The 22,813-nt window shown below is 72.9% G+C and carries 16 protein-coding genes; 14 read left to right on the top strand and 2 right to left on the bottom strand.

Features of this window, described 5'->3' with window-relative positions:
- Window positions 1-70 precede the first annotated feature (70 nt).
- Together lgt and ACQVFL_RS21970 are read left to right on the top strand one after the other, a co-directional pair.
- Window positions 71-1,201, top strand: a complete 1,131-nt coding sequence (gene lgt, locus ACQVFL_RS21975; RefSeq protein WP_396692968.1) for a prolipoprotein diacylglyceryl transferase — start codon at window positions 71-73, stop codon at window positions 1,199-1,201.
- 4 nt (window positions 1,202-1,205) lie between these two features.
- Window positions 1,206-2,393 carry an FAD-dependent oxidoreductase gene (locus tag ACQVFL_RS21970; RefSeq protein ID WP_396692966.1) on the top strand — a complete coding sequence of 396 codons (1,188 nt, stop codon included), beginning with the start codon at window positions 1,206-1,208 and terminating at the stop codon, window positions 2,391-2,393.
- A gap of 586 nt (window positions 2,394-2,979) precedes the next feature.
- Here ACQVFL_RS21970 and ACQVFL_RS21965 read toward each other — a convergent pair.
- Window positions 2,980-3,825 (bottom strand): GNAT family N-acetyltransferase, encoded by an 846-nt coding sequence (locus tag ACQVFL_RS21965; protein WP_396692964.1) that lies wholly within the window; start codon window positions 3,823-3,825, stop codon window positions 2,980-2,982.
- A gap of 149 nt (window positions 3,826-3,974) precedes the next feature.
- Between ACQVFL_RS21965 and gltB the strand changes: the two genes are divergently transcribed.
- The 9 genes from gltB to ACQVFL_RS21920 all read left to right on the top strand — a co-directional run bounded on the left by gltB (window position 3,975) and on the right by ACQVFL_RS21920 (window position 18,511).
- On the top strand, window positions 3,975-8,702 hold the full coding sequence (gltB, locus tag ACQVFL_RS21960) for a glutamate synthase large subunit (RefSeq protein WP_431727511.1): 4,728 nt from the start codon (window positions 3,975-3,977) through the stop codon (window positions 8,700-8,702).
- Entirely contained in the window at window positions 8,695-10,203 is a 1,509-nt protein-coding gene (locus ACQVFL_RS21955) for a glutamate synthase subunit beta (RefSeq protein WP_396692960.1), read from the top strand. The genes gltB and ACQVFL_RS21955 overlap by 8 nt, the downstream gene beginning before the upstream one ends.
- 220 nt (window positions 10,204-10,423) lie before the next feature.
- Window positions 10,424-11,224, top strand: coding sequence for an SGNH/GDSL hydrolase family protein (locus tag ACQVFL_RS21950; RefSeq protein WP_396692958.1), 801 nt, complete (start codon window positions 10,424-10,426; stop codon window positions 11,222-11,224).
- A gap of 200 nt (window positions 11,225-11,424) precedes the next feature.
- Window positions 11,425-14,070 (top strand): FtsK/SpoIIIE domain-containing protein, encoded by a 2,646-nt coding sequence (locus ACQVFL_RS21945; RefSeq protein ID WP_431727510.1) that lies wholly within the window; start codon window positions 11,425-11,427, stop codon window positions 14,068-14,070.
- 3 nt (window positions 14,071-14,073) lie between these two features.
- Window positions 14,074-15,063: a hypothetical protein gene (locus ACQVFL_RS21940; protein WP_431727509.1), complete on the top strand. Its 990-nt coding sequence runs from the start codon at window positions 14,074-14,076 to the stop codon at window positions 15,061-15,063.
- A gap of 216 nt (window positions 15,064-15,279) precedes the next feature.
- Complete coding sequence (locus tag ACQVFL_RS21935) at window positions 15,280-15,543, top strand: DUF6244 family protein (RefSeq protein WP_350696440.1); 264 nt, start codon at window positions 15,280-15,282, stop codon at window positions 15,541-15,543.
- Between the two features lie 33 nt (window positions 15,544-15,576).
- Window positions 15,577-15,987: a hypothetical protein gene (locus ACQVFL_RS21930; protein WP_431727508.1), complete on the top strand. Its 411-nt coding sequence runs from the start codon at window positions 15,577-15,579 to the stop codon at window positions 15,985-15,987.
- A gap of 709 nt (window positions 15,988-16,696) precedes the next feature.
- Complete coding sequence (locus tag ACQVFL_RS21925) at window positions 16,697-17,500, top strand: TerC family protein (protein WP_396692952.1); 804 nt, start codon at window positions 16,697-16,699, stop codon at window positions 17,498-17,500.
- A gap of 207 nt (window positions 17,501-17,707) precedes the next feature.
- Window positions 17,708-18,511, top strand: coding sequence for an esterase/lipase family protein (locus ACQVFL_RS21920; protein ID WP_431727507.1), 804 nt, complete (start codon window positions 17,708-17,710; stop codon window positions 18,509-18,511).
- Between the two features lie 218 nt (window positions 18,512-18,729).
- On the opposite strand, the gene ACQVFL_RS21915 is transcribed toward ACQVFL_RS21920, so the two are convergent.
- On the bottom strand, window positions 18,730-19,602 hold the full coding sequence (locus ACQVFL_RS21915; protein WP_431727506.1) for an aldo/keto reductase: 873 nt from the start codon (window positions 19,600-19,602) through the stop codon (window positions 18,730-18,732).
- A 247-nt stretch (window positions 19,603-19,849) separates the two neighbouring features.
- Here ACQVFL_RS21915 and ACQVFL_RS21910 point away from each other — a divergent pair, with 247 nt between their 5' ends.
- The 3 genes from ACQVFL_RS21910 to ACQVFL_RS21900 all read left to right on the top strand — a co-directional run bounded on the left by ACQVFL_RS21910 (window position 19,850) and on the right by ACQVFL_RS21900 (window position 22,804).
- Window positions 19,850-20,218 (top strand): YciI family protein, encoded by a 369-nt coding sequence (locus ACQVFL_RS21910; protein WP_350696456.1) that lies wholly within the window; start codon window positions 19,850-19,852, stop codon window positions 20,216-20,218.
- 253 nt (window positions 20,219-20,471) lie between these two features.
- Window positions 20,472-21,920, top strand: a complete 1,449-nt coding sequence (gene pyk / locus ACQVFL_RS21905; RefSeq protein WP_396692946.1) for a pyruvate kinase — start codon at window positions 20,472-20,474, stop codon at window positions 21,918-21,920.
- A complete protein-coding gene (locus ACQVFL_RS21900; RefSeq protein WP_431727505.1) occupies window positions 21,917-22,804 on the top strand; it encodes an acyl-CoA thioesterase in 888 nt (295 codons plus the stop codon). The genes pyk and ACQVFL_RS21900 overlap by 4 nt, the downstream gene beginning before the upstream one ends.
- Window positions 22,805-22,813: the final 9 nt, after the last annotated feature.

Here is a 22,813-nt window from a genome sequence, read left to right as displayed (position 1 = left end):
CACGGAACCCGGGCGCATGAGGCGGACCGGGGTGACGTTCCGGGGGTCCGCAGCGGTAGCGTGTGCACCCGTGAGTCTCGCCTCGCCGACGTTCCTGGCCGCCCTGCCCAGCCCGAGCAACGCCGTATGGCATCTCGGCCCGATCCCGCTGCGGGCGTACGCGCTGTGCATCATCGCCGGCATCGTGGTGGCCTGCTGGGTCACCGAGCGGCGGTTGCGCCAGCGTGGCGTGGCCCCCGGTGCGGTGCTCGACATCGCCCTCTGGGCGGTGCCGGCCGGCATCATCGGCGCCCGGATCTACCACGTCATCACCTCCCCGCAGGCGTACTTCGGCACCGGCGGCGACCCGATCAAGGTCTTCTTCATCCACGAGGGCGGCCTGGGCATCTGGGGTGCGGTCGCCGGTGGCGCGGTCGGCGCCTACATCGCCGCCCGGCAGCTCGGCATCCCGTTCGCGGTGGTCGCCGACGCGCTGGCACCGGGCCTGCCGCTGGCACAGGCGATCGGCCGGCTGGGCAACTGGTTCAACAACGAGCTCTACGGCGGCCGGACGGACCTGCCCTGGGGGCTGGAGATCCACCGGATGGACGGCGGTCAGGCGCTGCGCGACGAGGCGGGCCGACCGATCCTGGAGGAGGGGCTCTATCACCCGACCTTCGCGTACGAGGCGCTCTGGAACGTCGGCGTCGCCGCGTTGGTGTTCTTCCTCGACCGCAAGCTGCGCCTCGGCCGGGGTCGGGCGTTCGCCCTCTATGTGATGGGGTACACCGCCGGCCGGTTCTGGATCGAGATGATGCGGACCGACGACGCCACCACCATCCTCGGCGTACGCCTCAACGTCTGGACGGCGGCCCTGGTCTTCGTCGGCGCGTTGATCTACTTCCTGCGGGTGCGCGGGCCGCGTGAGTACCTGATCCCGGTGGGGCTGCCGGTCGCCACCACGGCACCGGCCGACTCCGACGTCTCCCAGGTCGACCTGTCGGCCACGCGTGCCGGCCGGACCGAACCGGCGGTGCCGGAGGGCTACCGGGTGGTCAGCGAGGAACAGTTCGCGCACTGGCGGCAGACCGGCGAGGCCCCCGACGAGGTGACGAACCCCGCCGACCCCGCCCCGGGCACCGGCACCTCGACCGATGACGACGAGGACACCCCGACCGCCGCCGAGGGCGCGTCGGCACGTCCGGCCGATCGCGACAGCTGAGGCCATGCGCAGCGCGGTGGTGGTCGGCGGCGGGCTCGGCGGCCTGGCGGTCTCCGGTGCGCTGGCCCGCTCGGGATGGCAGGTCACCCTGCTGGAACGGGCCGACCGGATCCGTCCCGAGCCGACCGCCGTGGTGCTCTGGCCCAACGGCGTACGGGCGCTGCGGGCCCTGGACCTCGGTGCCGGCCTGGAGGCCATCGCCACCCCGCTGCCCGACGGCGGGGTACGCCGCCCGGACGGGCACTGGCTGGTGCAGCCCCGGCAGACCCCGGCCGAGCGCCTGCCGGTCGTGGTGCACCGGGAGGACCTGCACGACACACTGATCGCGGGCCTGGGTGAGCGGGTCGAGCTGCGGACCGGCGTGACGGTACGCACCGTTCGCGCAGCCCCGGGGGCCCGGCCGGCGGTCGGTGACGGACGGCAGACCTTCGAGGCGGACCTGGTGGTCGCGGCCGACGGCGCGGACAGCGTGATCCGCCGCCAGCTCGCCCCGGAGGCGAACGTCATCAGTTCCGGCTGTGCCGCCTGGCGCGCGGTGATCCCCTGGTACCGCGCACCGAATCTGGCCGACGGCGCGCCCGTCGGCGGGGAGATCCTCGGCGCCGGCTACCGTTTCGCCGCCGCCTCGCTGGGCGAGCGCGGCTCCTCCGGCGCGTCCAGCCGGGGCGGCATCTACTGGATGGCGACCGCCGCCGGGGCGCCCCGTCCGGAGTCGCCGGAGACTCAGTTGGCGCTGCTGCGCCGCTGGTACGCGGGCTGGCCCGCACCGGTCGACGAGCTGCTGGCCGCCACCGACCCGGCCGACCTGGTGCAGCAGGAGATCCGCGAACTGCGCCCGCTGCCCAAGTCGTACGGCTTCCCGGTCGGGCCGGGCGGGGTGGTGCTGCTGGGCGACGCCGCCCACGCCATGCCGCCGCACCTCGGGCAGGGCGCCTGCCTCGCCTTCGAGGACGCCGTGACGCTCGCCGCCCTGTTGCGCGAGTCCACGCTGCCGGACGCGGTGCTCGCGTACGACCGGACCCGCCGCCCCCGCGCGGCGACGGTGGTCCGCCAGACCCGCCGCATGTCGGCGGTCCTGCAGACCCGAGGCCGGCTGGCCCTACGCGCCCGCGACGCCGCCCTCGGCACCATCACCCCCCGCCTCCTCGGCAGCGCCGCCTCGGTGGCCGCCCAGTGGCGCCCCCCAACCTGACCCAACCCCCGCCCTCCCGCGCCTCCCCGCCCTAGCGTGCCCGCGCCGCCCCGCCCTAGCGTGCCCGCGCCTCCCCGCCCTAGCGTGCCCGCGCCGCCCCGGCTCGCCGCTGCGCCCGCCCGCGCCGCGCCACACACTCGCCTCGCCGCCGTTGCCGCTTCCTGTGCCCTGCCGCGCTCGCCTCCTGTGCTTTCGCCGCGCGCCTCCCCCTGCCTTGCCGCGCGCGCCTCCTGCCTTGCCGCGTCGATCATGGAGTTGTGGCGGAGACAAAAGCCGCAAAAAATGCCAAATCACCGACCACAACCCCATGATCGGCGGAGATGCCTCACGGTGCGGCATGGCGCGACGCCTTGCCCCGCCGTGAGCCGCGCCGGCCGGGGCCTGCCACCCGCAATCCGCCGCCATCCCTGTTGATCAAGAAGTTTCAGTGCTAGTTGATTACCACGAGCGCCCAAAATTCTTGATCACCGGGGTGGGCGACCGGGGTGGGCGACCGGGGTGGGTGGCGGGGTGGGTGACCGGGGCGGGCGACCGGGCGCGGGCGACCGGGCGCGGGGGACCGGGGTGGGTGACGAGGGTGGGGGTGTCAGGGGGTGACGGTGGGGGGGTTGGCTATGCAGGCGGTGCCGACGCGGTGGAAGCCGACGCGTAGGTAGACCCGGGCGATCTCCTCGCTGCCGGCGGAGAGGAAGACCAGGTCGGTGCCGCCGTCCAGCAGGGCGCGGGCCAGGGTCGCGGTGACCGCGGCGGCCAGGCCCCGGCGGCGGGCGCTGGGCAGGGTGGCCACTCCGGCGATCTCGGCCACGTCGCCGACCCGCATGGCCATCCCGCTGGCCAGCGCGCCCTCGGTGGGGGTCTCGGCCAGGGCGGAGAGGCGGCTGCCGTCGGCGATCCGGGCTCGTTCCTCGTCCAGCGCGGCGACGTCGAGGCCGATCATGGCCGCGTCGCGTTCGGTCGGGCCGCCGGGGCCTCGGCCGGTTCCGGGTGCCGCGAAGCCGACGGCCGCGACGGCCCGGCGGGCGGCCACGTCGGCGGCGAGGTCCGGCGCGGCGGCGGTCAGCATCCGTACCGGCACGTCGGTGTACGTCGCCGGGTCGCCGACGGCCTGCGGGTCGAGCACCATCAGTGGGGCTTCGAGTACGGCGAGTCCGGCCGAGCGGGCGACCGCGAGCAGGTCGGGGTTGATCTCGTGGATCCATTCCAGGGCCTCGGGCAGGCCGAGTTCCCGCTGCCGGTTGCGTACGGTGGTCAGATCGGCTAATGAGGGCGGATGGTCCGCGTCGAGGCGCGGACGGGCATAGAACGGCCATCCGGGGCCTTCGCGGACGAACAGCACGCACCCGCCGTGTTCCTCCGCGCGGGCCGCGTCGCGGGGTACCGCGTCGTAGAACCGCTCCAGCCGATCGAGCAGGTCGGCGTACCGTCTATCCACCGCGCGAGACTACACGTCCCAGACTCTGGACGGTGTGATCAATCTGCACTGGCCTTGCGCACCGCGCCCTAACGTAGACTCAATAGTCCGATACAGGGCCGACGTCGTCCCGACCATGATCCACGCCTGAGTGACGACAGGAGGCCCGGGTGGCCTTTGCGTACCCACACCACCCCCAGCCGGCACCGCGCGACGGCCAGGTAGCGTCCCCTGCCGGCCTGTACGACGCCGCCCACGAGCACGACGCGTGTGGTGTGGCCTTCGTGGCGGACCTGCACGGGCGGCGCTCGCACACGGTGGTCGCCAGCGGTCTCGGCGCCCTGTGCCGGCTGGACCACCGAGGTGCCCGGGGCGCCGAACCGAACACCGGTGACGGCGCGGGCATCATGATCCAGGTGCCGGACGCGTTCCTGCGCGCGGTGGTCGACTTCCCGTTGCCTCCGGCCGGCGAGTACGCCACCGGCCTGGTCTTCTTCCCCGACGACGACGCCGCAGAGGCCCGTGCCCGCCAGGTGATCGAGAAGTACGCCCTGGTGGAGGGCGCCGAGCTGCTCGGCTGGCGGGACGTCCCGGTCGACGCCTCGGACCTCGGCGAGACGGCCCTGGCGGCGATGCCCCGGGTACGGCAGCTCTTCCTCGCCGCGGACCGGTTGACCGACACCCCCGCCGGACCGGCCGGCTCCCCGCTGCGCGGCATCGAGCTGGAGCGGGTCGCGTTCTGCGTCCGCAAGCAGGCCGAGCGGGAGTCGGCCGAGCGCGGCGTGCCGGCGTACTTCCCGTCGCTGTCCGGGCGGACCATGGTCTACAAGGGGATGCTCACCCCGGACCAGTTGCCCGCGTTCTATCCGGACCTGACCGACGAGCGGGTGGACAGCGCCATCGCACTGGTGCACTCGCGCTTCTCCACGAACACGTTCCCGTCCTGGCCGCTGGCCCACCCGTACCGGTTCATCGCGCACAACGGTGAGATCAACACGATCCGCGGCAACCGGAACTGGATGCAGGCCCGCGAGGCGCTGCTGCGGACCCCGGAGCTGTCCGGCAACATCCGCCGGGTCTTCCCGATCTGCACCCCGGCCGCCTCCGACTCGGCCAACTTCGACGAGGTCCTGGAGCTGCTGCACCTGGCCGGGCGCAGCCTGCCGCACGCGGTGCTGATGATGATCCCGGAGGCGTGGGAGAACGACCCGGACATGGCCGCCGACAAGCGGGCCTTCTACCGGTTCCACGCCAGCCTGATGGAGCCGTGGGACGGTCCGGCGTCGGTCGCCTTCACCGACGGCGAGATCGTCGGCGCGGTGCTCGACCGCAACGGGCTGCGTCCGGGCCGCTGGTGGCAGACCGCCGACGGGCTCGTGGTGCTGGGCAGCGAGGCGGGCGTGCTCGACCTCGACCCGGCCACCGTGGTCGCCAAGGGTCGGCTCCAGCCCGGCAAGATGTTCCTGGTCGACACCACCGCCGGTCGGATCGTGCACGACGACGAGATCAAGACCGAGCTGGCCGCCGCCCAGCCGTACGCGGACTGGCTGCACGCCGGGCTGATCGAGATGGACGACCTGCCGCACCGCGAGCACGAGGTCTACACCCACGACTCGGTACGTCGCCGCCAGCAGACCTTCGGCTACACCGAGGAGGAGCTGAAGATCCTGCTCGCCCCGATGGCCCGTACCGGCGCGGAACCGATCGGCTCGATGGGCACCGACACCCCGATCGCCCCGCTGTCCACCCGGCCACGGCTGCTCTACGACTACTTCCACCAGCTCTTCGCCCAGGTCACCAACCCGCCGCTGGACGCCATCCGCGAGGAACTGGTGACCAGCCTGGCGACGACCATCGGGCCGGAGGGCAACCTGCTCGACCCGGGCCCGGCGAGCTGTCGGCAGATCGTGCTGCCCCACCCGGTGATCGACAACGACGAGCTGGCCAAGATCCTCTCCGTCGACGAGGACGGCGACCTGCCCGGCTTCAAGGCGGTCCGGGTCTCCGGGCTCTACCGGATCCGGGACGGCGGCGCCGGCATCAAGGCCCGGCTGACCGAGATCTGCCGGCACGTCTCCGAGGCGATCGAGGACGGCGTCCGCATCCTGGTGCTCTCCGACCGGGACTCCAACGCCGACCTCGCACCGATCCCGTCGCTGCTGCTCACCGCCGCGGTGCACCAGCACCTGGTCCGGGAGCAGACGCGGACCCAGGTGGCGCTGATCGTGGAGTCCGGGGACTGCCGCGAGGTGCACCACGCGGCGGTGCTCATCGGCTACGGCGCGGCGGCGGTCAACCCGTACCTCGCCTTCGAGTCGGTGGAGGACATGATCTCCACGGGTGCCCTGGCCGGGGTCGAGCCGCACACCGCGATCCGCAACTACGTCAAGGCGCTCGGCAAGGGCGTCTTGAAGATCATGTCCAAGATGGGCATCTCCACCGTGTCGTCGTACTGCGGAGCGCAGGTCTTCGAGGCGGTCGGCCTGGAGACCCGGCTGGTACAGCGGTACTTCCGGGGCACGCCGAGCACGATCAGCGGCGTCGGGCTGGACGGCATCCACACCGAGGTGGCCGCCCGGCACGCACTGGCCTGGCCGCCGCCGGGAGCCGAGGCCGCCGCCGGACTGCCGGTCGGCGGCGAGTACCAGTGGCGTCGCGAGGGCGAGCTGCACCTGTTCAACCCCGAGACGGTGTTCCTGCTCCAGCACGCCACCCGTACCCGGCAGTACGACGTGTTCCGCGCCTACACCACCAAGGTCGACGAGCTGGCCGCGAAGGCCGGGTCGCTGCGCGGGCTGTTCCGGCTGCGCACCGGCGAGCGGACGCCGGTACCGATCGAGGAGGTCGAGCCGGCCAGCGAGATCGTCAAGCGGTTCGCCACCGGCGCCATGTCGTACGGGTCGATCTCGGCGGAGTCGCACGAGACCCTGGCGATCGCTATGAACCGCCTCGGCGGCAAGTCCAACACCGGCGAGGGCGGCGAGGACGTCGAGCGCCTCTACGACCCGGCCCGCCGCTCGTCGGTCAAGCAGATCGCCAGTGGCCGCTTCGGCGTCACCAGCGAATACCTGGTCAACGCCGACGACCTCCAGATCAAGATGGCCCAGGGTGCCAAGCCCGGCGAGGGCGGTCAGCTCCCCGGCAACAAGGTGTGGCCGTGGATCGCCCGGACCCGGCACGCCACCCCCGGCGTCGGCCTGATCTCGCCGCCGCCGCACCACGACATCTACTCGATCGAGGACCTCGCCCAGCTCGTACACGACCTCAAGTGCGTCAACCCGGCCGCCCGGGTGCACGTCAAGCTGGTCAGTGAGGTGGGTGTGGGCACGGTGGCCGCCGGGGTGGCCAAGCTCAAGGCCGACGTCATCCTGATCTCCGGTCACGACGGCGGCACCGGCGCATCCCCGCTGAACTCGCTCAAGCACGCCGGCACCCCCTGGGAGCTGGGCCTGGCCGAGGCACAGCAGACGCTGCTGCTCAACAAGCTGCGCGACCGCGTCACCGTGCAGGTCGACGGCCAGCTCAAGACCGGCCGCGACGTGGTGGTGGCGGCGCTGCTCGGTGCCGAGGAGTTCGGTTTCGCCACCGCCCCGCTGATCGTCTCCGGCTGCGTGATGATGCGCGTGTGTCACCTGGACACCTGTCCGGTCGGCATCGCCACCCAGAACCCGGTGCTGCGCGAGCGCTTCAACGGCAAGCCGGAGTTCGTGGAGAACTTCTTCCTCTTCCTCGCCGAGGAGATCCGTGGCTACCTGGCCGAGCTGGGTCTGCGCAGCATCGACGAGGCGATCGGCCGGACCGAGCTGCTCGACGTCGCCCCGGCGGTCGCGCACTGGAAGGCCGGCGGGATCGACCTCCGACGCGTACTGCACCTGCCGGAGCTGCCCGAGGGCGCCGCGCGCCGGGGCGTCCGGGCCCAGGACCACGGCCTGGAACTGGCGCTGGACAACGAGCTGATCGCGCTGGCCGCCCCGGTGCTGGACGCGCCGGCCGACGGGACGCCGGTCGGCCCGGTCCGTGCCGAGGTGACGATCCGCAACGAGCACCGCAGCGTCGGCGCCATGCTCGGCGGCGAGGTGACCCGCCGGTACGGCGGCGCCGGGCTGCCCGCCGACACCGTCGAGTTCACGCTGCGCGGCACGGCGGGCCAGTCGTTCGGCGCCTTCCTGCCGCGCGGGGTCACCATGCGGCTGCACGGCGACGCCAACGACTACGTCGGCAAGGGCCTCTCCGGCGGGCGGCTGGTCGTCCGGCCGGACGCGTCGGCGCCGTTCGTCGGCACCGGCGCCGAGCCCGGCCAGCGGGCCGAGGACCAGATCATCGCCGGCAACACCATCCTGTACGGCGCCACCGAGGGCGAGGTGTTCCTGCGCGGCCGGGTGGGGGAGCGGTTCGCGGTGCGCAACTCCGGCGCGGTGGCCGTCGTCGAGGGCGTCGGTGACCACGGCTGCGAGTACATGACCGGCGGCACGGTGGTGGTGCTCGGCCCGACCGGACGCAACTTCGCGGCCGGCATGTCCGGCGGTACCGCGTTCGTCTGGAACCTCGACCGGCGGCGGGTCAACACCGAGCTGGTCGACCTCGCCGCCCCCGGCGAGCAGGAGCGGGTCCGGCTGCACGAGCTGGTGCAGCGGCACTTCGCGGAGACCGACTCGGCGGTGGCCGAGGCGCTGCTCAAGCGTTGGCCGGAGGCGGTGGAGGAGTTCACCGCCGTGGTACCCCGGGACTACCGCCGGGTGATGGAGATCATGCGGGCCGCCGAAGCCGCCGGCCAGAACGTCGACGACGCGGTGATGAGTGCGCTCGCGCCGACCGCGCAGCCGCCGCAGGCGGCACCCGCGTCGATGCCGGTTCCGTCCGCGTCGCGGGCGGTCGCCCAGGAGGTGGCTCGTGCCTGACCCGAACGGTTTCCTGCGCTACCCCCGGCGGATGCCGGCGCGTCGGCCGGTGCCGGTGCGGATCAGCGACTGGCGCGAGGTCTACCCACCGGCCGGTGAGGAACTGATCCGCGAGCAGGCCACCCGGTGCATGGACTGCGGCATCCCGTTCTGTCACAGCGACACCGCCGGGTGCCCGCTGGGCAACCGCATCCCGGACTGGAACGACCTGGTCCGCACCGGCAACTGGGACGCGGCGGTGGAGTCGCTGCACGCCACCAACAACTTCCCCGAGTTCACCGGCCGGCTCTGCCCGGCGCCCTGCGAGGCGGCGTGCGTGCTCGGCATCGGTGGCGGCGCCCCGGTGACCATCAAGCAGGTCGAGGTGGAGATCGCCGACGCCGCGACGGCCCGGGGGCTGACCCCGCAGCCGAGTCCGACCCCGTCCGGGCGGTCGGTGGCGGTGGTCGGCTCCGGCCCGGCCGGGCTGGCCGCCGCGCAGCAACTCGCCCGTGCCGGGCACGCCGTCACGGTGTACGAGCGCGACGACACCCCGGGCGGTCTGCTGCGGTACGGCATCCCCGACTTCAAGCTGGAGAAGCGACACATCGACGCCCGGCTGGCGCAGTTGACCGCCGAGGGCGTGGTGTTCCGTACCGGCGTGAACGTCGGCGTCGACGTCACCGCCGCGCAGCTCCGGGCCCAGCACGACGCGGTGCTGCTGGCCTGCGGGGCGTTGCAGGGCCGGGACACCGACACCGCGGGCCGGCACCTGCGCGGGGTGCACCAGGCGATGGCGCACCTGGTCGCCGCCAACCGGGTGGTCGCCGCGGCCGGCGCGGGCCGTCCCGCGCTGGCCACCCTGCCGGACGGTACGCCGATCGACGCGGCCGGCAAGCACGTGGTCATCATCGGCGGCGGCGACACCGCGGCGGACTGCCTGGGGGTGGCGCACCGGCAGGGCGCGGCTGGCGTCCACCAGCTCGACCTGTACCCGCGACCGCCGCAGGTCCGCGACGAGGAACGCGACCCGTGGCCGACCTGGCCGTGGATCCTGCGCGAGTACGCGGCGCACGAGGAGGGCGGCGAGCGCGTCTTCGCGGTCGCGGTGCAGGAGTTCGTCGACGACGGCACCGGTGCGGTCCGCGCGGTGCGGATCGCCGAGGTGACCGTCGAGAAGCGGGACGGCCGGCGGATCCTCACCGCTGTCCCGGGGACCGAACGGGAGTTGCCCGCCGACCTGGTGCTGCTGGCCATCGGCTTCGAGGGCACCGAGGAGCAGCCGCTGCTGACCCAGTTCGGGGTGGCCCGCAACGCCCGGGGCGCGATCGACTCGCGGGGTGACTGGCAGACCGGGGCCGACGGGGTCTTCGTCGCCGGTGACATGCACCGGGGCGCGTCGCTGATCGTCTGGGCCATCGCCGAGGGCCGGGCCGCCGCCGCCGCGATCCACGAGTACCTCGGTGGCGTCGGCACTCTCCCGGCACCCGTACACGCCGCGTCCCAACCGCTCGCTGTGTAAGGAGGGGTCCCCTGCTAACGCCTCGTGCATAGCAGGGGACCCCTGCTGACAACCGCGCACCGCACACACGCCCGGCCGTGCCTCGGCCGGGCGTGCTGCGTCTGCGGGGCGGCGGCTATTCACTTCATCTGCATGTTTCGATAGCATTACCGGCTAGTAACAACCCCTGGCCACGCGCGCGGTCCACGGGCTCCACCACCACCCTCTGTGGAGGACCGTCATGTCCCACCGTCCGCTGGCCCGTGCCCTCGCCACGCTGGTCGCCCTCGCCACCGCCACCCTCGGCGCACTGGCCGTACCCGGCGCCGCCCAGGCCGCCGCGCCCGTGCACTACGTCGCGCTCGGCGACTCGTACTCCTCCGGGGTCGGCGCCGGCCCGTACGACCTGTCCACCTGCCTACGCAGCCAGAAGTCGTACGCGCCACTGTGGGCCGCCGCCAACGCGGTGGCCAGCTTCCGCTTCCCGGCCTGCGGCGGCGCGGTCACCGCCGACGTGCTCGCCAACCAACTCGGCGCACTCAGCGCCACCACCACGATGATCACCATCACCGTCGGCGGCAACGACGCCGGATTCGCCGACGTGATGACCAGTTGCCGCTTCGGCAGCACGTCCACCTGCACCACCGCGGTCAACGAGGCCAAGGCGTTCGCCACCGGCACCCTGCCGGCCCGGCTGGACCGCACCTACGCCGCCATCCGCGAACGCGCCCCGAACGCGCGGCTGATCGTGCTCGGCTACCCCCGCCTGTTCGAGACCCGGTCCTGCGGACTGCTGGCGATGAGCACCTACAAGCGCACCATCCTCAACGAGGCGGCCGACGTCCTCGCCGAGGTGACCGCCGACCGGGCCGCCGCAGCCGGTGCCACGTTCGCCGACACCCGGCCCACCTTCGCCGGCCACGGCGTGTGCGGCGCCCAGCCGTGGATCCGCGACGTCACCGGCGTGATCGAGGCGTACCACCCCAACGCCGACGGCTACCGGTACGGCTACCTGCCCGCGCTCAACGCCGTCACCGGCTGACCGTTCGTCGTGAAAGGAGGGGTCCCCTGCTATGCACGAGGCGTTAGCAGGGGACCCCTCCTTTCAGCACTCAGCACACGCCCATTCGCCCGCCGCCGTACCGGGACGAGGCCGACACGGGGGCGACGGGACCGTGCCCGGATCGCCGCTGTCCGTTAGGGTTTCAGCGGACCAGGCGGCCGTCGGCGGAGGGGCACACGTTGGGCAGGCTCGCGTCGGCGTACGGGCAGGCGATGGCCGCCCACCGGGCCGCCCGGGCCCACCTCGACTCCGCCCGTGACGCGTTGCGCGGCGCGGTGCCGGTCACCCCGGCCGCCGACGTCGACCTGGTGACCCGACTGGCCCGGGTCGGCACCGCGCTGGCCACCCCGACGCCCGGCACCCCCCTGGTGCGCCAGCCCGTGCCGGTACGCGTCGGCGAGGCGGTCGTCGCCGGTGGTGGATTCCCGGTGCTGCTCCCGCTCGGTGCCGGGCACCACCTGGCGGTCGACACCGACGCCCGGCACCCGGCCGTGGCCGCCCTGCTGCGGGCACTCGTGCTGCGGCTGCTGGCCACCGCCACGCCCGGCGGCGTCCGGGTCGCCGGGCTGGACACGGCCGCTCTCGGCGCCACCTTCGGTCCCCTGCGTCCGCTGGTCGACGCCGGGGTGATCGACCCACCGGCCACCACCGAGGCGGACGTCACCGCCCTGCTGGACGCCACCGAACAGCACGCCCGGGACGCCCGCCGCACCGACCGGCCCGACCAGGAACTCCTGCTGGTCGTCGCCGTGTCCGTCCCGTCGCCCCGCGAGGCGGCCCGGCTCGCCGCGCTCACCCACGCCGGCCCCGCCGCCGCGGTCTGTGTCCTGCTGGCCGGCTGGCCGCCGACCGGCCCCGGGGAGTCCGCGCCACCGCTGGGCTCGACCACCGTGGTCCGACTCTCCGACGACCAGGCCCGCGCCGGCGACGCGTCGGGCCGGTCGTCGTCGTCCGGGTACGTCGGCGCGTCGGCCCGGGTCGGTGACCCGCCCGCGACGCCGTTCAGCGCCGACGGCAGCGGACTGCGCGTTCCGGTACGTCTGGACGGCGACGCGCCGCCGGCCTCGGTCGCCGCCCTCGCCACCCATCTGGGCGACGCCGCCCGGCGCGGTGCGGCGGTCACCTTCGCCGACCTGCTGCCCGGGCAGCGCTGGGCCGCCTCGGCCCGCGCCGGTCTGCGTACCGTCGTGGGCCGCGCCGGACGCGATCCGTTCCGCATGGCCTTCGACGACGCCACCCCGCACTGGCTGGTAGGCGGACGCACGGGTGCCGGCAAGACGGTCTTCCTGCTCGACGTGCTCTACGGGTTGGCCGACCGTTACTCCCCGGCCGAGTTGCAGCTCTACCTCCTCGATTTCAAGGAGGGGGTGAGCTTCACCGAGTTCGTCCCGACCGGGCACGACCCGTCGTGGTTGCCGCACGCCCGCGCCGTCGGCATCGAGAGCGACCGCGAGTACGGCGTGGCCGTCCTCCGCGAGCTGCGCCGTGAACTGCACCGGCGGGCCACCGCACTCAAACGTCACGGCGTCACCAAGCTCGCCGACCTACCCGCCGACACACCGGTGCCCCGGATCGTCGCCGTGATCGATGAGTTCCAGGTGCTGCTGGCCGGCAACGACCCGCTCGCCCGCGAATCGGTGGACCTGCTGGAGGAGTTGGCCCGCAAGGGCCGCTCGTACGGCGTGCACCTGGTGCTCGCCAGCCAGAGCACGACGGGGATCGAGGCCCTCTACGGCCGGGCCGACGCGGTCTTCGGCCAGTTCGCGCTGCGGGTGGCGCTGGCCGGCGGCGGGGGAGTGCTCGACCAGCTCAACGACGCGGCGGCGACCCTGCCGGTCGGCTCGGCCGTGATCAACACCGCCGCCGGCGCCCCCGGCGCGAACACCGTCGTCCGGTTCCCCGACGCGCACGCCGCCGGGAGCGAGCTGACCCGGCTGCGGCACGACCTGTGGCAGGCCCGTCCGCCGGGCGCGCGCACGCCGTCGGTGTTCCGGGGGTACGACACCGCGCGCGTCGAGGCCGACGCCACCTTCACCGGCCTCCGTCCCGGCGGGCGGCGTCCCCTGGCCCTGGTCGGCCGCACGGTCGACGTGGACGGCACCACGGCCATGTTCATCATGGACACCGCGCCCGGTCGTCACCTGGCCGTGGTGGGCACCTCGCCCACCGGTGCCGAGGTGCTGCGCGCCGCGACCCTGAGCCTCGCCCGACAGCACGCCCCCGGCGAGGCGACCTTCCTGCTCGCCCCGCTGGTCGCCGCCGCCGACTCGGCCGCCGACGACATCGCCGCCGCGCTGACCGCCGCCGGACACCCGGTGCAGCGGCTGGACACCGCCGCCCTGCGCGCCCGGATCGGCACCCTCGCCACGTCCCCGCCCGACTCCGGCCCCGGGGCTGACGGGCCCGATGTCGCGGTGTCGTCCGACGGACCGGCTGGCGCAGCGCGTACCTACCTGGTGGTGTTCGGTATGGACGCCGCCGCCGGGCGACTCGCCGAGACGGATCCCGCGACCTTCCGTTGCGGCCACGACGACCTGCGGACCCTGTTGCGCCAGGGTCCCGGCCACGGCGTGCACCTGCTCGGCTGGTGGCGTGGCCTGCGTCGACTCGCCGACGACCTCGGCGGAACCCAGAACCGCGACGACGTCGCCTGCCTGGTCGCGTTGAACGTTCCCGGCGCGGACCTGGGTCTGCACCTCGGCGTGCACGACCTGGCGTACACGCCCCGGCCCGACCGGGCACTGCTGGTGGACCGGCACGACCAGCGGGTCCGGTTGATCGTGCCGTTCGCCCGGGACGGGCACACCCCCGACGGGCAGGAGTGAGGCGTGTCCAGCTTCGACGAGTACGCCGCACTGCTGCGGCATCTCTCCGCACAGCAGCGCGCGGGTGAACAGGACACCGCCGCCAAGACCGAGCGCCACACTCACCTCGGCGCCACCGTGGACTACCTGCACCGCCGCCTGCTCGCCCAGGGGCAGCGCCTCGACCACCTCGGCCGCACCATCGGCCTGGACCCCGGCACCGCCGGACCGCCGCCGGGCTTTCCGCCCGGGTCCGGTCCGCCGATGCCGGGTGCCGCGCCGGTGTCGGGTGTGCCGGTCTCCGGTGCGCCCGATCCCGGCCCGTCGGGCGGCACGTCGGCCTTCGGCATGCCGGGTGCCGGGTCGGTCTCGGGGACGCCCGAGCCGCCGGCTGCCGCCGGTCACCAGCCGGTGGCCGGGGGACCGTGGGGACCGTCGGGTTCGCCGGGGACGGTGGGGACCGGCGGCGCAGCCGCCGCGCCGGGGCAGCCGGGTGTCGGGGCGTACCCGCAGCCGGGGAGTTCGGGGACGGACCGGGCGTTGCCGGTGGCGGTGAGCGCGACGGAGGTGGGGGTACCGGCCCAGCGGGCCGGTACGGTCGACCCGGCGACGGAGCTGGAACTGGCGCGGCGTTGGGCGGACGAGGCGGACCGGTACGCCCAGCAGGCCGAGATGCTGGCGCAGCGGCCGGCGCTGCTGCCGAGCTGGTCGCCGATGGCCCGGGCGGTCGCCGTGTACCTCGGCTTCTCCGGTGTCGCCGTGATCCTCATGCTGGTGATGGTGCTCGCCTCCGGCGTCGGTGCGGTCGGCTTCGGCACCCTGATCGCCTGGATGTGCGCCGGACTGCCCGCAGCGGCCCTGATCGGTGCCTGGCTGGTGCTGGGCAAGTGGGGGCGGCCCGCCAGCGGTGCCGCCACTCCGCCCCGGTACCCGCTGCTGGGCTTCCTGCTCTGCTTCCTGGCGGTGCCGCTCGCCTACTGCGGCTACCTGCTGCTGTTCCGCGCGCTGCGCTGACCCGGCCGCGGCCTCGCGGCGTGGCGGGCGGCGGAGCGTGGGGCGCGGTTGGGTGTGGCGGCCTCGTGGCGCGGCGGGCGGCGTGGTGCCGCGAAGATTGTTGTTCGGGCGCTGTCGAGCTGGTGGTTCGGGTGCGCGGTGCGGGTGGTCGCGGTGGGCGGACGGATCTCGTACGCTCCTGTGTGGTCGCGGAGGCGGTCGAGCCGGGGAGGGCATGTGAGCGCAGCGGAAATGATCGCCCGGTTGGCGGCGGCCGCGCAGAAGCTGGACGAGGCGAAGGCCAAGACGGCCGCCGCCGCCCAGGACGCGGCCGAGGCGCGGCAGCTCGTCGCGGGAGCGTTGCAGGGGGTGGCCGCCGGGCCGCTGATCGGGATGATCGACTCGTACCGGCAGGCGCTCGCGCAGGCCGCTGAGGGCGGTGGCCCAGCCCGGCAGCACGTCCAGGAGACGATCACGAAGGTACGCGCGCTGGGCAACTGACCACGCGCCGATCGACGATCACGGGGGTGGCGGATGGACCGCGACGGCGGGGTGTTGGACGGGTTCCACCTCGGGTACGTGCCGCCCGGTGTCGGTGACGAGGTGTCGGACTTCTCCAGCGAGTGGGAGGACGTCGCTCTCACCAGCCGCTTCTGGGAACGGCGGACAGCCGATGGGCATCGGGTGGATCTGCGCGTCCACGTGCTGCGTGGGCCACGGCTCACCGACCTCGACGCGGTACGCGACTTCCTCGCCGCCTACCTGGAGCGGGATCCGGCGCAGTGGCGGCTGACCGAGTTCCCGCATGAGGACGGCTCCGGGCTGACCGACGACACGCAGGCGTTCTGGCTTGTCGAACCGGGTGTGGCCGTCACCGTGCTGACGATCCCGGAGTTCGCCGACGCGCTCGCGGCGACCGCGCTGGCCGTCCGCGCCGCCCCCTGACCACCGCCCTCGACGCGGTGACGTGGTCGCCGCCTGCGACGCCGTGAAGCGATCGACGCGGTGGCGTCGCCGTGTCCTCCAACGCAGCCAGCGTACGTGGGCTCCGACGAGGCGGATCACCTGTCGCCAGGCCCGGTTGACGGGTCCCGACTGGAGCGAACCGAGTTGGCGACGTGCCTTCCACCCGCTGAGCGGTCGATCCGCCACGCGCATCAGGTCGTCGAGTTCGTCCATCGGCGATCCGACGCGCAGCAGCCTGCGGACGTCGTTCCACTCGAACGCCTCCGCGAGTTCCACCACGAGATCGCGATGAGTGATGAACAGCCGCGGAACCGATTCGGTGACCGGGAACCTCAGGTTGTAGACGATCAGGTCGAAGTCGTACGACTGGTCGTCTTCGTGGCGAATGCCGGTCCTGAGCATCCAGCTCATGCAGTCGTCCCAACCGGGTGCGGCGGCCAGACGTGGGCGGCGGACCTCGTCGCGCGGGCCCGGTCGACCCGGGGGCGATGGGCCTCCGACTCGCGCGCGTCGTCGTGTGACGGCGGCATCCGCAGGTACGCGCACAGCATGCCATCGACACGCACCGTCCGCCGGTACCGCCCGTCTGGGGTTGCGGCGGGACTTCCGGCGCGGTACGCCATGCGTACGCAGATCCGCCGATGGCTCCGGGTGCCGACCCGGCGGCGGTCTGGAAGTCGAGGATGGAATGGAATTCCTGACCAGTCCCGAGCTGTGGATCGCGTTCGCGACCCTGCTCCTGCTGGAGATCGTGCTGGGCATCGACAACGTCGTGTTCATCTCGATCCTGTCCGGTCGGTTACCTGAGCACCAGCAGGCCCGCGCCCGGATGATCGGTATCTCGCTCGCCCTGATCACCCGGCTGATCCTGCTGGCCTCGTTGTCCTGGATCATCGGCCTGACCGCTCCGCTGTTCACCGTGCTCGGACAGGAGATCTCCGGGCGGGACCTGATCCTGCTGCTCGGCGGGTTGTTCCTGGTCGGCAAGGCGACGTACGAGATCCACGAGCACCTCGAAGGATCCGACCACGCCAGGTCCGGCAAGAAGGCCGCCTCGTTCGGCGTGGTCATCGCGCAGATCCTGGTGCTGGACGTCGTCTTCTCGCTCGACTCGGTGATCACCGCGGTCGGCATGGTCGACGAACTCGCCATCATGGTGGCCGCCGTGGTGATCGCGATGATCATCATGTTGGTCTCGGTCAATGCGGTCAGCAACTTCGTCAACCAGCATCCGACGGTCAAGATGCTCGCCCTGTCGTTCCTGCTGATCATTGGTGCCAGCCTCATCGCGGAGGGCCTCGACCAGCACATTCCGAAGGGCTACGTGTACGGCCCGATCGCCTTCTCGATCTTCGTGGAGTTCCTCAACCTGCGGGTCCGGTCGCGCCAGCGACGCCGTCAGGAGAACCAGCCGGTGCAACTGCACCCGACGTACGTCAAGAACGGTCAGGCGCGGCCCGAGCCCGAGCCGGAGAAGGCCCCGGCCGGCTGACGCCCGTACCCGTCCGGACGCCGCACGCACCCGGTCGGTGCGTGCGGCGTTCGCCGTCCGGCGGTGTGGACCGCGAAGAGATCGCTACCCGCGCGTAACTTTTCATTGACGTTTCCGGATCGTGGCCCGCATCATCGAGGCACGGTCGATCGGACACCCCACCACCTCCACCCGGCAACCCCGGGATCCCCCTTGGGAGGTGCAGCGATGCTGCTCCGAAAGGCTGTCCCCGTCCTGGCCCTGGCCCTCGCCGCCGTCCTGGCGCCCCCGGCCGCCGCCACCGCCGCCCCCGGTGCCCCGGAACCGTCGGCGAACACGACCACCACCACCGACGGACTGCGGGCCCTGGCCGGGGCCAACCCGGTCATCGTCGTCGGCGGACTCAGCGGCTTCGCCGCCGTCTACGAACCCCTCGCCGCCCGGTTGCGCGCCGACGGGTACCGCGTCTGGATCCACCCGCTGCCGAACCTCGGGCTCGGCGACATCAGCGCCTCGGCCGGTGGCCTGCGCAGTTTCGTCGGACAGGTCCGCGCCAGCACCGGCGCGGCCAAGGTCGACCTCGTCGCCCACTCCGAAGGCGGCCTGGTCAGCCGGTATTACATCAAGAACCTGGGCGGTGGGGACACGGTCGGCCGCTACGTCAGCCTGGGCACACCGCAGTACGGCACGTACGTCGCCAACATCGTGGCCTTCCTCGGCCTGGGTAGTTGCGCGGGCGTGATCGCCTGCCAGCAGATGACGATCGGCTCGTCGTTCCTCACTGCCCTCAACGCCGGTGACGACACCCCCGGTGACGTCCGGTGGACCACCGTGCGTACCCGGCAGGACGAACTGGTCCGCCCGGTCGACAACGCCATGCTGGCCGACGGGGCGACGAACGTGTTGATCCAGTCCAGGTGCCCGCTGCGCGTCGTCGGGCACCTCGGACTGGTGGCCGACGGCACCACGTACTCGGTGATCCGCCAGGCCCTCCGCGACCAACCCGTCAACCCCGCCTGCCTGGCCCTCTGACTCACCCGCCCGCCCCCGCCCCCGCCCCCGCCCGCGCCCGCGCCCGCCCCTCTGGCCCCGCCGATCATGGAGTTGTGGTGAAGGAAACGTGGCGTTACAACCGTTTCGTCACTGCCACAACTCCATGATCGTCGGGGAGAGGCCGCGGCGGGGAGAGGCCGCGGCGGGGAGAGGCCGCGGCGGGGAGAGGCCGCGGTGGGGAGGGGCGTGGGGCGGGGTCAGGTGGCGGTGGCGAGGGACTCGTACTCGGCGTCGGTGAGGTCGATGCGGGCGGCGGCGACGTTCTCCTCCAGGTGGGCCACCGACGAGGTGCCGGGAATCGGCAGCATCACCGGCGAACGGCGCAGCAGCCAGGCGAGCGCGAGCTGGGCGGGCGTCGCGCCGTGCTCGGTGGCGATGGCGTCCAGCGGACCGCCGGGGCGGGCCAGCTCGCCGGTGGCGATCGGGAACCACGGGATGAACGCGATGTCGTTCCCCTCGCAGTACGTCAGCACCTCATCGGCGCTGCGGTCGGCCACGTTGTAGAGGTTCTGCACCGAGACGATCGGTGCGATCCGGCGGGCCGCCTCGACCTGCGCGACGGTCACCTCGGAGAGCCCGATGTGCTGGATCTTGCCCTCGTCGCGCAGCAGCACCAACTCGCCGAGCTGGTCCTCCAGCGGCACCTTCGCGTCGACGCGGTGCAACTGGTAGAGCCCGATGCTCTCCAGGCCCAGGTGGCGCAGGCTCAGCTCGCACTGCTGGCGCAGATACTCCGGGCGGCCGACCGGGCGCCACACGCCCGGGCCGCCGCGGGTCAGGCCGGCCTTGGTCGCGATGACCAGATCGTCGGCGTACGGGTGCAGCGCCTCTCTGATCAACAGTTCGGAGACGAACGGCCCGTACGAGTCGGCGGTGTCGATGAAGGTGACGCCCAACTCGTACGCCCGGCGCAGCACCCGGACCGCCTCGGCCGGGTCCTTCGGGTCGCCCCAGACGCCCGGGCCGGTGATCTGCATGGCCCCGTAGCCGAGCCGGTCGACGGCCAGCTCCCCGCCGATGCGGTAGGTGCCGGAGTGCTTCGCGGGCCTCGGGTCGGTGTCGCTCGCCATTCGCCGTTCCCCTCGTGTCGTTCGTCGGTGACCGGGCTGGTCACCCTGGGATACACCTTCCCCCTGGCGCGGGGGTGCGCCGCCGGGAGCGGGTACCCGATCGTGGTCCGCCCGGCGGAGATGATCAACGGAGCGGTCGGGTCGAATCCGATCAGCGGCCGGTGCGGGTCACCGGTGGCGTGAGACGCTCAGGGGTACCGCCGTGCGTGCCGCCGCAGGGCGTGGATGAGCTGCGGAAAGGAACGTGATGGCAGGAGAGCCGCGGGTCGACTTCGCGCTCGACACGTTCGAGTGCATCGTGCTGTATCCGGGTACCGCCGGGCGGGCGTTGCCGGCCGAGACCATCCAGCGCCTCCAGGCCGAGCACGCCGAGCACATGGCGGCGTTGCAGCGCCGGGGGATCATCCTGGTGGCCGGGGCGGTGGACGGCAACGACGCCCGGGAGCCGGACCCGCCGCTCGGCTTCGGGCTGGCGCGCACCGGCTCGGTGGACGACGTACGCAGCGTGATGGAGGCCGATCCGGCCGTGCAGGCCGAGCTCTATCGGGTGGACGTGATGACGTTCCTCTGCCCGGCGGGTTCGCTGGAGTTCCCGCTGGCCAAGACGGAGAGCTGAGGCGGGGACGGGATTCGGCGGACGATCTTCGTGCGGTGATGGCGCGAGCACCCTCGGTCACCGCAGTGGAGCGCCTCACCGGCCATTGGTGTCAGGGGCGTACCATTCCGGCGCGCGGTCGCTGTTGCCCGCCGTCGACGTCCGGTGCGGCTTCGCCCGCCGGCTGCGCGCGTTCGGCGCGCAGCGTTGGACAATCGTTCCGCAATGCGCAAGGGGTCGGCCCGTGGTCCGACCTGGAGGAGAGACTAGCCTGATGGGCGTGACACGCCGCGCGAAGATCGTCTGCACTCTTGGCCCCGCCACCTCGTCGCCCGAGCGCATCCGTGGGCTCGTCGAGGCCGGCATGAATGTGGCGAGGCTCAACTTCAGCCACGGCAGCCACGCCGACCACGAGGCCGTCTATCGGCTCGTCCGGGAGGCGGCCGAGGCGGCCGGGCAGCCGGTGGCGATCCTGGCCGACCTACAGGGACCGAAGATCCGGCTGGGCCGGTTCGCCGACGGGCCGCACGAGTGGCGTACCGGCGACTCCGTCGTGATCACCGGCGACGAGATCCTGGGCAGCAAGGAGCGCGTCTCCTGCACGTACCGCCGCCTGCCGCAGGAGGTCAAGCCGGGCGACCGGCTGCTGATCGACGACGGCCGGGTGGCCGTCGAGGTCACCGACGTGACCGGCAACGACATCCGGGTGCTGGTCACCGAGGGTGGACCGGTCAGCAACAACAAGGGCGTCTCGCTGCCCAACGTCGCGGTGAGCGTGCCGGCCCTCTCCGAGAAGGACGCCGCCGACCTGCGCTTCGCGCTCGGTCTCGGTGTCGACCTGGTGGCGCTCTCGTTCGTCCGCTCGGCCGACGACATCAAGCTCTGCCACTCGATCATGAGTGAGGTCGGCGTGCACCGGCCCGTGCTCGCGAAGGTCGAGAAGCCGGAGGCCGTCGACCACCTGGAAGCGATCGTGCTGGCCTTCGACGGCGTCATGGTCGCCCGCGGCGACCTCGGCGTGGAACTGCCGTTGGACGAGGTCCCGCTGGTGCAGAAGCGCGCCGTGCAGCTCTGCCGGGAGAACGCCAAGCCGGTCATCGTGGCCACCCAGATGCTCGACTCGATGATCGAGAACTCACGCCCGACCCGCGCCGAGGCCTCCGACGTCGCCAACGCCGTCCTCGACGGCGCCGACGCGGTGATGCTCTCCGGCGAGACCAGCGTCGGCAAGTACCCGGTGCTCACCGTCAGCACCATGGCCAAGATCGTCACCACCACCGAGGCCGGGTCCATCGCCGTGCCCCGGCTCCAGCACGACCCGCGTACGCACGGCGGGGCGCTCACCGTCGCCGCCTCCTCCATCGCCCGGGCCATCGGCGCCAAGGCACTGGTCGCGTTCTCGCAGACCGGCGACACCGTGCGTCGGTTGAGTCGGTTGCACTGCGACCTGCCGCTGCTGGCCTTCACCCCGGTCCCCGAGGTGCGTCAGCAGCTCGCCCTCTGCTGGGGCGTGGAGACCTTCCTGATGCCGTTCGTCCAGCACACCGACGACATGTTCCGGCAGGTCGACCAGGCGCTGCTCGGGCTCAACCGGGGCAACCCCGGCGACCTGGTGGTGGTCGTGGCGGGCAGCCCGCCCGGCAGCCCCGGCTCGACCAACACGCTGCGGGTGCACCAGCTCGGATCGCTCGTCGACGCCGCCACCGCGAGGGCGTTGCAGTGACCGACGGCGAGGGGACCATCGTCGGCCAGGCCGCCGTCGACCAGTTGCTGGAGGTGCTCGACCTGGAGTCGACCGGCACCATGTCGTTCCGGGGGATGAGCCCCCTGGTCGGCCCGCAGCGGGTCTACGGCGGCCAGGTCGCCGGCCAGGCACTGGTCGCGGCCGGGCGCACCGTCGCCCCGGACCGGGTGGTCCACTCGCTGCACGGCTACTTCGTCCGCGCCGGGGACCCGGCCGAACCGATCGCGTACGAGGTGGAGAACATCCGCGACGGCCGGTCCTTCTCGGTCCGCCGTTCGGTGGCCCTGCAACACGGCAAGCCGATCTTCTTCATGTCCGCCTCGTTCCAGCGGCACGAGGAGGGGCTCGACCACCAGACGCCGGTCCCGCCGGACGTGCCCGCCCCGGACGACGTGCCGACGATGTCCGACCGGTTGGCCCGTTACCCCGAACGGCTCGGCATCTGGGGGCAGATCCCGCGCCCCATCGACGTGCGGTACGTCGGTGAGCCGGGTTGGGTCCGCCCCGGTGACCGGCCGGCCGAGAAGCACCAGCGGGTGTGGATGCGGATCGACGGCAAACTCCCCGACGATCCGCTGCTGCACGCCTGCGCCCTGACGTACGCCTCCGACCTGACCCTGCTCGACTCGGTGCTCTCCGTGCACGGCGAGGTGTGGGGGCCGGGCGGGGTGGTCGGGGCCAGCCTGGACCACGCCCTGTGGTTCCACCGCCCGTTCCGGGCCGACGAATGGTTCCTCTACGACTGCGGCAGCCCGTCCGCCTCCGGTGCCCGTGGGCTGGCCACCGGCCAGTTGTTCACGATCGACGGTCGGCACATCGCCAGCGTGGTGCAGGAGGGTCTGCTGCGCCGGGTGGGCGAGTAGCCGCGACCG

Origin of the sequence: Verrucosispora sp. TAA-831 (genome assembly GCF_050780145.1) — a bacterium.
Classification (GTDB): Bacteria; Actinomycetota; Actinomycetes; order Mycobacteriales; family Micromonosporaceae; genus Micromonospora.
The sequence above is the reverse complement of the archived record's forward strand: the minus strand, read 5'-3'. Positions and strand labels throughout refer to the sequence as shown.

Coding starts and splice junctions, on each gene's coding strand:
- ACQVFL_RS21915 (WP_431727506.1), bottom strand. CDS start 19,602: ATGGCGAGCGACACCGACCCGAGGCCCGCGAAGCACTCCGGCACCTAC.
- ACQVFL_RS21920 (WP_431727507.1), top strand. CDS start 17,708: ATGCTGCTCCGAAAGGCTGTCCCCGTCCTGGCCCTGGCCCTCGCCGCC.
- ACQVFL_RS21930 (WP_431727508.1), top strand. CDS start 15,577: ATGGACCGCGACGGCGGGGTGTTGGACGGGTTCCACCTCGGGTACGTG.
- ACQVFL_RS21970 (WP_396692966.1), top strand. CDS start 1,206: ATGCGCAGCGCGGTGGTGGTCGGCGGCGGGCTCGGCGGCCTGGCGGTC.
- ACQVFL_RS21910 (WP_350696456.1), top strand. CDS start 19,850: ATGGCAGGAGAGCCGCGGGTCGACTTCGCGCTCGACACGTTCGAGTGC.
- ACQVFL_RS21925 (WP_396692952.1), top strand. CDS start 16,697: ATGGAATTCCTGACCAGTCCCGAGCTGTGGATCGCGTTCGCGACCCTG.
- ACQVFL_RS21950 (WP_396692958.1), top strand. CDS start 10,424: ATGTCCCACCGTCCGCTGGCCCGTGCCCTCGCCACGCTGGTCGCCCTC.
- pyk (WP_396692946.1), top strand. CDS start 20,472: ATGGGCGTGACACGCCGCGCGAAGATCGTCTGCACTCTTGGCCCCGCC.